The following is a 14,422-nucleotide window of genomic DNA, read 5'->3' on the forward strand; positions in this document are numbered from 1 at the left end:
AATGACGTTGGCAGGCCAACTCGTGCCTGCCAACGCCAGAAAGATCACGACAGCGTGGCGCGAGCAGCCGCCAGCTGACGCTCGATATAAGCAAAATCGGGGCGCTCGGCGGGGAGTTCCGAGAGGCAGGCCGCTTTGAGCTGATGCAACCCATCAAGCGATGAGTCTTGCGTATCGCAATGGGCTAACAGCTCTTCAAGCAGACAACCAAAGGCGCGCACTTCCAACCGCTCAAGGCCCACGGCCCACTCGCGGTTGCTGCGGTCATATAAGGAAGCCGCACCAAAATCCCCCAGCAGGGCGCGAGCCGGGGCGTCAGGCCCGCGGGCAAACAGGATATTGTGACCGTAGAGATCCCCGTGCATGATGCCCGCGCGGTGCAGATGGCCCGCCACCGAGGCGATGCCGTGGGCCATCGCCAGCGCATCCGGCACACTCAGGTGCAGCCCCTCGGGATAGACATCCCGGGTGCAGGAGTCCAGGCTCGGCGGCCCGGCCAGATTGGCAAAGGCCGGATCGATCAGCTCCATTACCAGCGCCGGAATGCCGGAGGGGTGATCCGCCACCTTGCCTATCACCTTGATAAGGTTGGGATGAGTGCCCGCCGCCAGCGACGCCGCCATCTCGCAGCGGGGCAGCCCGTCGCTGGTCACCGCCCCCTTGAACAGCTTGACCGCCACCTGACAGCCATCACCTCTGTCGCTCGCCTGAGTCACTTCATCAGCAGGATTGCCCACAAGGGTGGCGCGATGGATAACGCCGGATGCTCCCTGCCCCAGCAACTCGCCCAGCGCCAGCGTCTCCCAGGAAAGGGGTTCTACATGGGCATCATCGATGGCCCGCGCCTCCTCCCCTTCACTAAAGGGGTTGCCGGAGTAGGCGAGCCATGAAAGGCGCGGCAGTGAGAGCAGCCACTCGGGGAAACGTTCGATGCGGTTGGCGGCGATGCGCAGGAGCTCCAGATTGCGGCAGTTGGCAAGACTTACGGGCAGCTCGCGCAGGCGGTTGCCCGCCAGCATCAACTTTTGCAGGGCGTCGCACTGACCCAGCTCATCAGGCAACGGTTCCACCGCGTTGTCGGTCAGGATCAGCCAGCGCAAACCGGCGGGCAGCGCCTTGGCCGAGACGGTAGCAATCTGGTTATCCTTAAAGCCCACCATGGTCAGCGCCGGGCAGCGTCCCAGCACCTCGGGCAGCTCGATAAAGCGGTTCTCGGAGCAGAAGATAATGCGCAGTTTGCCAAACCCTGCCAGCTCGTCAGGGAGCGTGCTCAGCTGGTTGCCGGTGAGATCCAGCACCTCCAGCGTCTCTTTCAGGCTCAAAATCTCGGTGGGGAACTCCGTCAGGTTTTCACAAAGCTTCAGATGGCGGGCACCGCACAGTTCACCCGCACGCAGCTGTTCCAGAGTATGCATAACCGTTTCTCAATCCTGATAATCTGCCTGATGACGTAGCCAGCCATCAGCGCGCGCCGAACCGGGGTCCGGCGGTTTTAAAGGGGGGCATTATAAAGAATCAGGGGGGCAGATCACCCCTTGTAGCTTGAAAGTATGCGGCTTATACGATCGCCAAGACAGCGGCATCTATTGCACGTTGGCAGCGCTTTGCTCGCGGCCAGCTTGCAATGCCGCTGTAGCATGACCTGAATGCACAGCGTAATGAATCCTTATTTCCGTCCGCTCCCCAGCGATTGAATAAATGCCAGCGTACGGCGATTAAACTGCTCCGGCTGCTCCACATTGCAGACATGGCCGCACTGTTCAATAACCGCCAGCGAAGAGCTGGCATCGCGGGCCACCTGTTCGCGTACCGGCGCCAGAAACATATGATCCTCCTCCCCCATCACATAAAGGGTGGGAATGGGCAGGGAGCGCTCGCGAAAATAACGCATCAGCGGGTTAACCTCGGTGGCGAGGCGAAACCAGCGTTTGAACTCTTTCTGGCAGAGCTTGCGGGCCTCGCGCACAAAGAGGTTGCGCGACTCCTGATGGTGCTGGCGCGGCATGATGATGAAGGCAAACAGCCGGTAGAGCCACATATAGGGCAGGAAGTGCTGGCCGAGTCGGCCCAGCTGCACCAGCACCCGCGAGCGGATATCGAGCCGCAAGATGGCGCCCCCCAGTACCATGCTTTTCACCCGCTCCGGGCAGAGCTCGGCCAGATGACGAATAAGGATGGTGCCAAGGGAGATGCCGACAAAGTGGGCGCGGCGGATATCGAGATGATCGAGCAGCCGAACGATATCTTCGGTCACTTCTCGAAAGCTGTAGTGGCCCTTGACCACCTGTTGCAGCTGGTGAGACTGGCCGTGGCCGCGCAAATCCAGCAGCAGCACGTTGAAGTGCTCGCGATAGGCGCGCAACTGCTTGAACCAGATGGAGGAGCTGCCACCGGCGCCGTGGACAAACACCACCCAATCCCGCTCGGGACCCAGTTCGAAAGTCTTGTGATACAACATCCAATAGGCTCCCTTGGTGATGGGGGGTATACTCGGCTGCGCGCATATTAACAGAACAGCCCCGCCGATAGATATGCGCCTGACATAACCCGGATCACCCCTTGCGCGAGAACTTTCCATGGATTTGACCCGTTTGCGCCACTTTCTGCTGACCCTGCCGGGCGCCACCGAAGATACCCCGTTTGGCCCGGAGATCCTGGTCTACCGCATCGCGGGCAAGATGTTCGCGCTGGTGGATTGGCAGGCCGAGCCGCTGACCATCAACCTCAAATGCGAGCCCGAGCTGGCGTTGCTGCTGCGCGAGATCCACCCCGAGGTCAAACCGGGCAGGCATATGAACAAGCAACACTGGAACACAGTGACCCTGAACAGTACCTTGCCAGATGATCTGTGGCAGGGCTGGGTGCACCACTCCTATGAGCGTGTTGTCGCGGGTCTGCCCAAAGCCAAACGGCCACAGGCGCCGCGCGCCCTCTCCCCCATTGACGACCCAACCTTATGACGCCAGCACTGCGTATTGTCCCTCTTGGTGAGGCACATATCCCTGCCCTCGTGAGCCTGTTTGAGCAGGCGGTGCGACGCAGCGGCCCCGAGCACTACAGCGCCGAACAGGTGGAGCAGTGGGCCCTCGGTTCACAACATCCGGGCTTTGTCAGTCAGTTGCGCGAGCACCACGGCTGGGTGGCGGAGCAGGCAAATGTGCCCCTCGGTTTTGTCACTCTGAGCCCCGATGGCCACCTCAGTCTGCTCTATGTGAGCGCCGACCATCAGCGCCAGGGACTGGGCAATCTGCTGCTCACCACGGCGCTCGCGGGGGCCCGAGGGCTCGGTCTGACACTCATCACCACCGAGGCCAGCGCCTTCAGTTATGAGCTATTTTTACGACATGGCTTTACGTTGACCGGGCTGGAGTGCGTGGAGCGGGGCGGAGTCAGTTTTACTCGCCATCGCCTGCACTGCTGCTTGCCAAGCTAGGGCAAGCCACTAAAATACGCTTAATTTTCGTATTGTTACTGTATTGAGGCAGCAACCATGGTGGTAGAAAGTGAAGGCTACATCTCGCTGATCGAGTATCTGGTGGAGAGTTTGGGATTGTTTGAATCCCAACAGCAGAACGATGGTGAAGAGACCATCGAAGATCTGGTCAGTGGCCGTGTTGCCAGCAACCTGATGGCCATTTGCGAGCAAAACCCCCAGCTCGATCCCAAGGTGCGTTTCGCCATCATGCAGGAGGCCGACGCCGTGGTCGCCGATCTGGAAGAGGTACTCTCCGCCGTCTGGCTGCGCGCTCCGACCCCGGAACAGAAAACCTTCCTCATCGAATTTATCGATCTCATCAAGAACCTGTTCGACAGCGCCATCGGCTGATCTGCCGTCCGGTTTTCCCGCCCAACGCAAGATTTCAGAACAGCAGATAAGGAAAAGGGCCGCCTTGATGGGCAGCCCTGCTTGCTATCATTTTCAACCCGCCAGTGCGTTCATTCATCAGGCGGTTATCAAGGCAAGAAATGTGTCTGGACTTTGCATCCGATCCCTGGACGCTACCTAGTTAGTCCCGACTGGTCGCAATAAGTTCCCTCCTCCGACCATTTATTTTCACTTTTATTAAGAAATCGACTACAAACCTGTTCAGCGGTTCAGGCTGGGCGGCAAACAGACTCCAATGCCACCCAATCCGCAGTAGCCATCCGGGTTTTTCTCCAGATATTGCTGATGGTAATCCTCGGCGTAGTAGAAGGGCGCCAGCGGCAGAATGCGGGTGGTGATGGCACGGCTGTCGCCGCTTGCCGCCATCGCCTGCTGATAGGCCGCCATGCTCTGCTGGGCAATGATCTGCTGGCTCTCGTCGCCATAGAAGATCACCGAGCGATACTGGGTGCCAATGTCCCCGCCCTGACGCATCCCCTGCGCCGGATCATGCTGCTCCCAGAACAGTCTGAGCAGATCGCCGTAGCTGATCACCGCCGGATCAAACACCACCTGCACCGTCTCGGCATGGCCGGTCAGGCCGCTGCACACCTCTTTATAGGTGGGATTCTGGGTGACGCCGCCCTGATAGCCGGCCGCGGTGGAGTAGACGCCCGGCTGCTGCCAGAACAGGCGCTCCACGCCCCAGAAACAGCCCATACCAAACCAGGCGATCGCCATGTTTTCGGGCCAGGGCCCCTGAGTGGGGTTGCCATTCACCGCATGCTGCTGACCAATCACCATCGCTTCGCGTCGTCCCGGCAGGGCATCTGCCGGTGAAATAATCTGTTCCATGAATTCTGTCCTTGTATAAAACCCTGTGAAATCACACAGCTGACGAAAAGGAGCATCGAAGATAGCAGTTTATCGCGCCGGATCAACCGGCGGGCCCCTCCCCGCTCGCCCCAACGGCCCTCTGCGCTTCGAACCATCCTTTCCCGATCCGCACGGCCAAGCCGCCCTTCGTAGACCAGAAACGGCCAAAATCAATATTTAGTCTTGATTTGTGAATTAATTTTCATATATTGAGCCAATCGCTGTTTTTTTATGGAAGAAATATCAAGTGCGTGAACGCGAACCCAGTCTGGTCAATGCCTTCCGGCAATCCACCCCCTATGTCAATGTGCATCGGGGTGCCACCTTTGTGCTGATGATGGGGGGAGAAGCCATCTGCCACCCCAACTTCGCCAATATCGTCAGCGATATCGCCCTGCTGCAGACACTGGGCATACGCCTGGTGCTGGTGTTTGGTTCACGTCCGCAAAACGATGAGGCGCTGGCCCGCGCCGGTATCGAGGCCCAGTACCACAAGCGGATCCGGGTCACCGATGACGAGAGCTTCACCATCATCAAGCAGGTGTGTGGCGGCCTGCAATACGACATTACCGCCCAGCTCTCCATGGGGCTCGCCAACACCCCAATGCAGGGGGCGCGGATCAGCGTGGTGAGCGGCAACTTCGTCACTGCCCAGCCGCTGGGGGTGGATGATGGCATCGACTTTTGCCATAGCGGCCGGGTGCGCCGCATCGACGTGGAGGGGATCACCCGCCAGCTTGACCAGAAGAGTCTGGTGCTCATCTCCCCCATCGGCTGCTCGGTCACCGGCGAGAGCTTTAACCTGAGCTCCGAAGAGGTGGCCCGCCGGGTGGCGGTCGATCTCAAGGCGGACAAGCTCATCTGCTTCAGCAGCACCCAGGGGGTAATGGACAGGCGCGGTGAAGCCATCTCCGAGCTCTTCCCCGAGCAGGCCGAAGAGCTGCTGGTGGAGCTGGAGCAGGCGGGCGAAGAGATGTCCGGCACCGCCCGCTACCTGCGTGCGGCCATTGCCTCCTGCCGTGGCGGGGTGCCCCGCTCCCATCTGGTGAGCTATCAGGATGATGGCGCCATGTTGCAGGAGCTGTTCAGCCGCGACGGCCTCGGCACCCAGATCGTGCGGGAAAGTGCCGAGCAGGCCCGCGCCGCCACCATCGAAGATATCGGTGGCATTCTGGATCTCATTCGCCCGCTGGAGGAGGAAGGCATTCTGGTGCGCCGCTCCCGCGAGCAGCTGGAGATGGAGATCGACAAGTTCACCATCATCGAGCGCGATGGTCTCATCATCGGCTGCGCGGCCCTCTACTGCTTTATGGAAGAGGCGATGGCGGAGATGGCCTGCGTCGCCATCCACCCCGACTATCGCAACTCCAACCGGGGGGATCAGCTGGTGGCCAAGGTAGCCGAGCGGGCCAAGCGGCTTGGCATTCGCCGCCTGTTCGTGCTCACCACCCGCTCCATCCACTGGTTCCGGGAGCGGGGCTTCGATCCGCTGGAAGTGGAAGATCTGCCGGTGGCGCGCCAGCGTCTCTACAACTGGCAGCGCCGTTCCAAGGTTTTGTCAAAGACCATTGCCTAAGCCATTGATTCTGCGTTGAGTTAGCCGACAATTTGAACTTTTTCACAAACTCGATTGACAGTGCAATCCAACGCAGGTTATTTCTAAATGCACTCCACCGCCCTGGTGGAGCCAGAAGAGGAGCGCTGCCCAGGCAGCCCAAGGGAGGACGCCAGCGTCCGGTGAACTTGGGTCAGGGGGAGCAGCGCCGAGACGAGTGAGGAGACTGGTAACCTCAACGTCGGCTGCGGGGGCTGAATCCCCCGGGTTGTCATCGGTAGTGATCATCCCCCACCGCGCCCTGTCAGGGGCGGTACGGGATGGGCTCTGCAGGTGGAGTGCTTCTGGCCGGGATAGCTTCGTTCATTCCTGCCATTTTCAGCCTCCTCCTCTCTTTTTTGCCCGATGGAACCGGAATCTTAAAATAAGACAGGAGTAAGCAATGAGCCCGATCAATGTCGCCAAGTTTGGCGGAACCAGTGTCGCCAACTTCCCGGCCATGAACCACTGCGCCGATATCGTGCTGGCCAATCCCGCCACCCGGGTGGTGGTACTGAGTGCCAGCGCCGGTGTCACCAACCTGCTGGTCGCCCTAGCACAAGGGGAGCTGGACGAAGCGGGCCGCGACGAGCAACTGGCCAAACTGGCCGGGATCCAGCAGGCCATTCTGACCGATCTCGGCAACCCTGTTGATGTGAGCGCCCTCATTCATGGCCAGCTGGACGACATTCGCCTCATGGCCCAGCAAGCCCACCAGCATACCGATGCGGAGCTGGCCGATCGCCTCATCGCCTGCGGCGAGCTGATGTCTACCCGCCTCTTTACCGAGCTGCTGCGCCAGCGCGGCGTCAAGGCCCACTGGCAGGATGTGCGCCAGCTGATGCGCACCGACAGCCGCTTTGGCAAGGCCACTGTCGATCTGGCCACCACCCGTACCCTCTGCCAGCAGACGCTGGGCCCGCAGCTTGGCGACAGCCTCATCATCACCCAGGGCTTTATCGGCGCCGATGGCGATGGCCGCACCACCACGCTGGGACGCGGCGGCTCTGACTACAGCGCAGCCCTCTTGGCCGAAGCGCTCGATGCCGCCAGTATCGAGATTTGGACCGATGTGCCCGGCATCTACACCACGGATCCGCGCCTCGTCACCCGCGCCCGCCCGATCCCCGAAATCAGCTTTGTCGAAGCGGCCGAGATGGCCACCTTCGGCGCCAAGGTGCTGCACCCCGCCACCCTGCAACCGGCGGTACGCCAGAATATTCCGGTGTTTGTCGGCTCCGCCAAGGATCCTGCCGCCGGTGGTACCTGGATCCGCGCCAGCACAGATTCAAGCCCGCTGTTTCGCGCCGTCGCCCTGCGCCGCCAGCAGGTGCTGGTGACCCTGCACAGCCTCAACATGTTCCACGCCTACGGCTTTCTGGCTGAAGTGTTCGGCATTCTGGCCCGTCACCGCATCTCGGTCGATCTCATCACCACCTCGGAAGTGAGCGTGTCGCTGACCCTGGATCACACCGGCAGCCAGAGTAACGGCGAGCCAATCCTGAGCGACAAGGTACTGGCCGAGCTGGGCCAGCTCTGCAAGGTGGAGGTGGAAACCGGTCTGGCACTGGTGGCGCTCATCGGCAACCGGATGAGCGAAGTGAACGGGGTGGGCAGTCAGGTCTTTGACGCCCTGCGCGAGCACAACATCCGGATGATCTGCTACGGCGCCAGCGCCCACAACCTCTGCTTCCTGGTCAAGGAGAGCGAGGCGGGCAATATCGTCAACCGCCTCCATCAGGAGTTGCTGGACTGACCCTCACCGCGAGGCAATTCCGGCCATGCAACAGGGCGCCAACACGGCGCCCTGTTCATTTGTACTCCGCAAAGGTATTGGCTCAGGCAAGGCTGGTGGCTGGCAACTGACAGGCGACGGCTTCCCGGCGCAGCTGCTGTAAGCGGGCCAGCAGCCCGGTCTGGCCCAGCTCCGTCTCCTGAGGCGAGAGATTGTCCACCAGCAGCGAATAGTGATCCGTCACCGCCTGCATCAGCCAGTCGAGGCGACGCAGGGTGAGCGGGCCGCAGCTCTGGCCGCTCAGATCATCGGCCACATCGAGCCGGTGGCTGCGATACATGTCCCGCCACCAGTTGGCAACCAGCGCCTCGTCGCTCACCAGCGCGGCGCTCCACTCCCCCTGCAGGGCGTGCAGGCGGGCCAGCACGGGCGCGCTGGCCCCTTCGCGGATCAGGTGGTGGATCTCCCGTTTGACCCACTTGAGGCAGAGTTCACGCCAGTAGCGAAATTGCGGCAGAGGATCGGCCTCATCGAGCCAGAGTCCAGAGAGGGTGCGGGTCTCCAGCCGCTCCGGTACATGGAACTGCGGATCGACCAGACCGTTGGAGTTGTATTCAAAGCGGGGATCGAAGGTCCACATATAGCCAAAGTCGAACACGCAGATCTGCTCGCCGTCATCGAGCAGGTTGCCCGGACTCGGGTCCCAGTCAAACCAGCCCCAGCGGGCCAGCTCACCCTGCACCTCCAGCATCTGGGCCAGATTGCGTTCGTTGAGCTGATGGACCGGCACACCCCGCAACCAGGGGGAGACCAGTACCCCGGCCCGCGCCGAGCCGAAACTGGTGCAGACCACGTGGGAGAGGACGGTGGGATGCAGCTCGCGCAGCGCCTCGATTTCACGCCGCCGCTCCAGCTCGGTCAGAAAGGCGGTCTTGCCATCGAGGTTGGCCACCAGTGAATCCTGACGTCGCCGCTTGAGGCACCAGTGATGCCCCTCCACCTTGAGGTGAAACACCTCGGCGGTGAGACCGTGGCGATAGACCTTGACCACTGCGGGATGAGTATCCTTCAGCTTGACCAGTTGGGCCAGCGGCAGCGGGCAGTCGCGCTCGCGTCCGATCCGGATCTCTTCCTTGCTCTCCAGCATGCGCAGCAATCTGGCCTGACGTGCCATCACTTTGGGATTCATACATGTACCTCCAGTCGCTATCGAGAGACTAAACAGCAGCTCCCTCCCAAGCCAGTGGCAAAACCCCATGATGACGCTTTCATCACATATTCCGAACAACCCCTCGATCGGGATCACAATTTGCAAGGTTGAGCTGTAACCAAATATTCATTAAGTGGTCATTAAATTGACAAGCTGAAACAAGGCCCGCACCATCGGGTCAAACTCTATACGGATGAACGATCTCTCCCTTACTCGCTCAAAGGATGAGCTTATATGAATCGCCCCTCCTCAGGCCGCCCCCGTGCCCTGAGTCTGCCCTCTGGGCTACTGGCCCTGCTGGGCGGATTGCTGCTGCTGACTCTGTTATTACCGCTGATCAATCCCGGCAGCTGGCTGGGCCGTGCCCAGCCGCTGGCGCTGGGCCCCGCCGACAATCCGCTGGCCACCCTCACCCGCCACGCCCTGCTCTATAAAAGCGACAGCCGCGGCCTCTATCTGGTGGTGCGCAGCCAGTGGCTGTTGCGGGGGCCGCTGCAAGCAGGGGACAAGGTGCGAGTGGAGCTGCTCAACGACAAGGGGGAGCGGATTGACCAGCTCAGTCAATCGGTGGATAAGCGTCAGGTGTGCCGCAATAACCGCTGCTCGCTGGATCTCAACAGTACCCTGCGGGCCCCGGACGATGCGCTGGCCAGCCGTTATCAGCTGCGCATCGGTCTGCTGCTCAAAGATCGCCCCGAGAGCGGCGACTTCAGCCAGATCCTGCAAACCCTGCCGGAGCAGGGCTTCAACCTCACCTATCTGGTGGTGAGCCTGACCCTGGTGCTGGCCCTGAGCGCCGCCGTGCTCAAAACGGTGCTGCCAAAGCTGCGCCGCAGCCTGCGCTGGCGGATCATCGGCAGCCTGCTGCTCGGCAACCTCACCTTCGTGCTGCTGCACGGCTTCGTGGTGTTCAAGCTGGGGGAGTTTCTGCTCTGGTCAGGCTTTCGCCCGGAGCACTACTATCTCGCCTGGGGCAGCATGGTGCTGGGCTGGAGCCTCTGCGCGCTGGCGGGCTTCAACCTCTATATGGGGCTGGTCTTTACCGCGCTGTCAGGCATAGGGCTGCTGGCCAACTTTATGAAGATCGCCATCTACGGCGTGCCGCTCGGCGGGGACGATTTTGGCAACCTGCTGGCGCTGCTGCGGATCCTGCTCGATCAGCACCCCATCCTGCCCATCTTCACCGTGTTGCTGGCACTGTTCCTCTGCTGGCGCTTTGCCCTGTCACGCTGGGTGCTGCGCACCGCAGCCGCCACCGTCGCCTTCTTTGCCCTCTGTGTCTTTGCCACCCAGACCGGCAACAAGTTGCTGGGGGCCAACATTCGTTACGTGGACCGCGCAGTCAACTACCACAGGGACATTATCCGCTCCGGCCCCGGCCTCTATCTGTTCAATCTGGTGGACGAGATGCTGCAAAGCGGCAGCGTGTTTCGCTACCCCTTGCAGATCAACGAGCTGACCCCGCAGTTGAGCCATCCGCCCCAGGGCATAGCGCCGCGCTGGGATCTGGTGATCGTGCTGCAATATGAATCGCTCTGGCTCGACTGGAAGGGGCGGATCTGCGCACCGGCTCCCACCCTCTCCCTGCCCGCCAGCGTGCAGCAGTGGCAAAAGACCATCCACTCCCCCACCACCGGCGGCATGACGGTGCTGGCGGAGTTCGAGATGAACACCGGCTTGCCGGTGGGCTTGCTCAAGCAGGGCGTAGTGCCCTACTACTACCTCTCGCAGCAGGTGCCGGGGCTAGCCCAGAGCGCCAGACAGAGCGGCTATAAGACCCTGTTCGCCCACCCCTATGTGGAAAAATTCTGGGGCCGCGCCAAAGCGATCCCGGCGCTCGGCTATGAGGAGCGCTGGTTCAACACCCGCTTCACCACCCTTGAGCACAAGGGGCTCTATATCTCCGACGATGCGCTGATCGACCACCTGCTCAAGCGCAGCGAACAGGATGACAAGCCGCTTTTTGCCTATGCGGTCACCATGCAGGGGCACGGCCCCTTCGATGGCCCCCGCTATCAGGGGCAGGAGCGCAGCGGCGCCTGCCCGAACCAGAGCGAGAGTGACACCCAGCTGCTCAACACCTACTATACCGGGGTAGTGGATGCCATGGCCTCGCTTGAGCGTCTGCTCAAGACCCTCGACCTGTCGGGCAAGCGCTATCTGGTGGTGGCCTTTGGCGATCACCAGCCGTTTTTGATGTCCGCCGGCAAGGGTATTCACGGCGACAAACCGGCGCGCGATGCCACCTACCAGATCCCCATGATGGCCTTTGCCCGCAGCGATGATCCTCTTATCCTCGGGGAACAATTTGCTCCGGTGCGCCAGCTCTACCAGATGGGTCAGGCCACCCGCCAGCTGCTGGCGGGGGATATCACTCCCATTGAGGACAAGCCTCTGCTCCATCCGGTGCTGGGAGAAGAGAAGGGGTTCGACCCCTCGAGCCTGGTGCCGCAGATCCGCGCCAGCTTCCGGCCCGATGCCCTGCCCTGAGCCTTAAGCCCCGCAACACGAATAGATGAGGCCGCAATAGCGGCCTCTGGTTATCACTTTCTCTTTGTCACTGCGACTGCGAAATCCGGTCTTTAGCGGGCGTTGCGGGTTGCGACGGCATCCGCCAGGTTGCGCAGCAACACTTCGGTATCGGCCCAACCGATGCAGGCATCTGTGATGCTCTGGCCGACGGTGAGTTCACACCCTTCCACCAGATCCTGACGGCCTTCTACCAGATGGCTCTCCACCATCACACCAAACACCGCCTTGCTGCCAGCACGCAGCTGACCGGCTACATCTTCAGCCACCACCATCTGGTTCTTGAACTGTTTGCTGCTGTTGGCGTGACTAAAGTCGATCATCACCTTCTGTGGCAGACCAGCCTTCTCCAGCCCCTTCACAACTTCGCAGACATGTGCGGCGCTGTAGTTCGGCTCACGACCACCACGCAGGATGATGTGACAATCCGGGTTGCCACGGGTCGCCACGATGGCGGAGTGACCGTATTTGGTGACCGACAGGAAGTGGTGCGGCGCACTGGCAGCCCCGATGGCATCGATGGCGACCTTGATAGTGCCGTCAGTGCCGTTCTTGAAGCCCACCGGACAGGAGAGACCGGAGGCCAGCTCGCGGTGTACCTGGGATTCGGTGGTACGGGCACCGATCGCGCCCCAGCTCATCAGATCCGCCACATATTGCGGGGTGATCATGTCGAGGAACTCGGAGGCAGTTGGCAGTCCCATGTCGTTGAGATCCAGCAACAGCTTGCGACCAATGCGCAGACCGTCGTTGATCTTGCAGCTGTTATCGAGGTACGGATCGTTGATCAGCCCCTTCCAGCCCACTGTGGTGCGCGGTTTTTCGAAGTAGACCCGCATCACGATCTCCAGCTGACCTTTCAGCTCGTCGCGCAACGCCTTGAGGCGCTTGCCGTACTCCAGCGCGGCAACCGGATCATGGATGGAGCAAGGACCAATCACCACTAGCAGACGATCATCTTCGCCGGCCAGGATATTGTGAATGGCCTGACGGGATTCAAAAACGGTGGACGAGGCAACCTCGGTAGCCGGAAACTTCTCAAGCACCGCAACCGGGGGTAATAACTCTTTGATTTCACTGATACGAACGTCGTCGGTTTGATGCTGCATGACAAGGCTTCCTGCTAGATGACTGCGATTAGGAAATCTCAACATAGCCCGCGACAGCGCATGTGTAAATAGGAAATTACAGCAATCACAAAACTATTTTATATGGCAATCTTGCAAGTTATTGAAATGATGCTAAGCGAAATGGAAGTGCGGATAAGGAAGGCAAAAAGGCCCGCTCAGCGCGGGCCCGAAGCGTCGGTGATGACGGGTTTGTCAGTGATCAGCCACGCTGACTGATACTGGCCAGCTTGTCGAAGTAATCCGGGAAGGTCTTCGAGGTGCACTTGGGATCATTGATGGTGACCGGGGTATCCGACAGCGCCACCAGCGAGAAGCACATGGCGATACGGTGATCGTTGTAGGTATCGATCTCGGCATGCTTGAGCTGGGTCGGCGGGATCACGGTGATAAAGTCATGCCCTTCCTCCACTTCGACGCCCAGCTTGCGCAGCTCGGTCGCCATGGCGTGCAGACGGTCGGTCTCCTTCACCCGCCAGTTGTAGATATTGCGAATGGAGGTCGGCCCCTCGGCAAACAGCGCGGCAACCGCGATGGTCATGGCCGCATCGGGAATATGGTTCATGTCCATATCCACTCCGTGCAGCGGTGCCTGCTCCGCCTCGATGAAATCATCACCCCAGGTGATGCGCGCGCCCATCTTCTCCAGCACGTCGGCGAAGTGGATATCACCCTGAATGCTGTGCTTGCCGATACCGGTGACCCGCACCTTGCCCTTGATGGCGCCCGCCGCGAGGAAGTAGGAGGCGCTGGAGGCATCTCCTTCCACCAGAAAGTCACCCGGGCTGATGTAGGTCTGGTTGCCCTTGATGTAGAACAGCTTGTAGTTGTCGTGCTCGATGACCACCCCGAACTGCTTCATGATGTGCAGAGTGATGTCGATGTAAGGCTTGGAGACCAGCTCTCCCTTGATGTGGATCCGGGTATCACCGGCCGCCATCGGCGCCGCCATCAAAAATGCGGTCAGGAACTGGCTGGAGACAGAGCCATCGACGTGCACATCGCCGCCCCACAGCCCCTTGGCATCCACCACCAACGGCGGATAACCATCGTGTTTGAGGTATTGGATATGGGCACCCGCTTCACGCAGGGCATCCACCAGATGGCCAATGGGACGCTCTTCCATGCGTGGCTCGCCGCCCAGGGTATATTCACCGGAACCGAGGCATAGCGCGGCGCAGAGCGGGCGCATGGCGGTACCGGCGTTGCCGAGGAACAGATTGACCGGCTCTTTCACCGCAAAGCTGCGGCCCAGACCCTGAACGGTACACTCGGTCTTGTCGGCAGAGAGCTTGTACTTGACCCCGAGTTGGGTCAGCGCAGCCAGCATATGACGAATGTCATCGCTGTCGAGCAGGTTGGTCAAACGGGTGGTGCCACGAGCGAGCGCCGCCAGCAGCAGCGCACGGTTAGAGACACTCTTGGAGCCGGGCAGATTGACCTCACCGGCCACACGAGAAATGGGTTCCAAACGCAACGAATTCAT

The 14,422-nt window shown here is 60.7% G+C and carries 12 protein-coding genes and 1 riboswitch; of the genes, 6 read left to right on the top strand and 6 right to left on the bottom strand.

The features are described 5' to 3' along the window. Positions 1-44: 44 nt before the first annotated feature. Entirely contained in the window at positions 45-1,415 is a 1,371-nt protein-coding gene (locus tag G5253_RS00645) for a leucine-rich repeat-containing protein kinase family protein (protein ID WP_266133914.1), read from the bottom strand. 251 nt (positions 1,416-1,666) lie between these two features. Continuing rightward, the gene (locus tag G5253_RS00650) at positions 1,667-2,458 is read right to left on the bottom strand and encodes an alpha/beta fold hydrolase (protein ID WP_040066426.1); all 792 of its coding nucleotides are present in this window, start codon (positions 2,456-2,458) and stop codon (positions 1,667-1,669) included. A 118-nt stretch (positions 2,459-2,576) separates the two neighbouring features. Here G5253_RS00650 and G5253_RS00655 point away from each other — a divergent pair, with 118 nt between their 5' ends. From G5253_RS00655 to G5253_RS00665, 3 genes are read left to right on the top strand one after another with little or no spacing between them, the layout of a single operon-like run. Next, positions 2,577-2,960 carry an MmcQ/YjbR family DNA-binding protein gene (locus G5253_RS00655; protein ID WP_266133913.1) on the top strand — a complete coding sequence of 128 codons (384 nt, stop codon included), beginning with the start codon at positions 2,577-2,579 and terminating at the stop codon, positions 2,958-2,960. Further along, entirely contained in the window at positions 2,957-3,433 is a 477-nt protein-coding gene (locus G5253_RS00660) for a GNAT family N-acetyltransferase (protein WP_266133912.1), read from the top strand. Before G5253_RS00655 ends, G5253_RS00660 begins: the two co-directional genes overlap by 4 nt. 57 nt (positions 3,434-3,490) lie before the next feature. Further along, positions 3,491-3,826 (top strand): DUF3802 family protein, encoded by a 336-nt coding sequence (locus G5253_RS00665; RefSeq protein WP_005333735.1) that lies wholly within the window; start codon positions 3,491-3,493, stop codon positions 3,824-3,826. Positions 3,827-4,087: 261 nt separating this feature from the next. Here the strand turns inward: G5253_RS00665 and msrA are convergent, their stop codons facing one another. Beyond that, entirely contained in the window at positions 4,088-4,720 is a 633-nt protein-coding gene (gene msrA / locus G5253_RS00670) for a peptide-methionine (S)-S-oxide reductase MsrA (RefSeq protein WP_005333739.1), read from the bottom strand. Positions 4,721-4,988: 268 nt separating this feature from the next. Here msrA and argA point away from each other — a divergent pair, with 268 nt between their 5' ends. After that, complete coding sequence (gene argA / locus G5253_RS00675) at positions 4,989-6,317, top strand: amino-acid N-acetyltransferase (RefSeq protein ID WP_005345063.1); 1,329 nt, start codon at positions 4,989-4,991, stop codon at positions 6,315-6,317. Positions 6,318-6,424: 107 nt separating this feature from the next. After that, a riboswitch (Lysine riboswitch) is annotated at positions 6,425-6,648 on the top strand. Positions 6,649-6,738: 90 nt separating this feature from the next. Then, the gene (gene lysC, locus G5253_RS00680; RefSeq protein ID WP_227340700.1) at positions 6,739-8,091 is read left to right on the top strand and encodes a lysine-sensitive aspartokinase 3; all 1,353 of its coding nucleotides are present in this window, start codon (positions 6,739-6,741) and stop codon (positions 8,089-8,091) included. Positions 8,092-8,173: 82 nt separating this feature from the next. Here lysC and G5253_RS00685 read toward each other — a convergent pair whose 3' ends face one another. After that, positions 8,174-9,259 carry a hypothetical protein gene (locus G5253_RS00685; protein WP_266133911.1) on the bottom strand — a complete coding sequence of 362 codons (1,086 nt, stop codon included), beginning with the start codon at positions 9,257-9,259 and terminating at the stop codon, positions 8,174-8,176. A 255-nt stretch (positions 9,260-9,514) separates the two neighbouring features. Here G5253_RS00685 and G5253_RS00690 point away from each other — a divergent pair, with 255 nt between their 5' ends. Next, positions 9,515-11,770: an LTA synthase family protein gene (locus tag G5253_RS00690; RefSeq protein ID WP_266133910.1), complete on the top strand. Its 2,256-nt coding sequence runs from the start codon at positions 9,515-9,517 to the stop codon at positions 11,768-11,770. A gap of 92 nt (positions 11,771-11,862) precedes the next feature. Here the strand turns inward: G5253_RS00690 and aroG are convergent, their stop codons facing one another. Both aroG and aroA read right to left on the bottom strand, forming a co-directional pair. Next, a complete protein-coding gene (gene aroG / locus G5253_RS00695) occupies positions 11,863-12,918 on the bottom strand; it encodes a 3-deoxy-7-phosphoheptulonate synthase AroG (protein ID WP_266133909.1) in 1,056 nt (351 codons plus the stop codon). Between the two features lie 220 nt (positions 12,919-13,138). Further along, positions 13,139-14,422, bottom strand: coding sequence for a 3-phosphoshikimate 1-carboxyvinyltransferase (gene aroA, locus G5253_RS00700; protein ID WP_266133908.1), 1,284 nt, complete (start codon positions 14,420-14,422; stop codon positions 13,139-13,141).

It is taken from the genome of Aeromonas sp. 602658, from assembly GCF_049173005.1.
GTDB lineage: Bacteria > Pseudomonadota > Gammaproteobacteria > Enterobacterales > Aeromonadaceae > Aeromonas > Aeromonas veronii_A.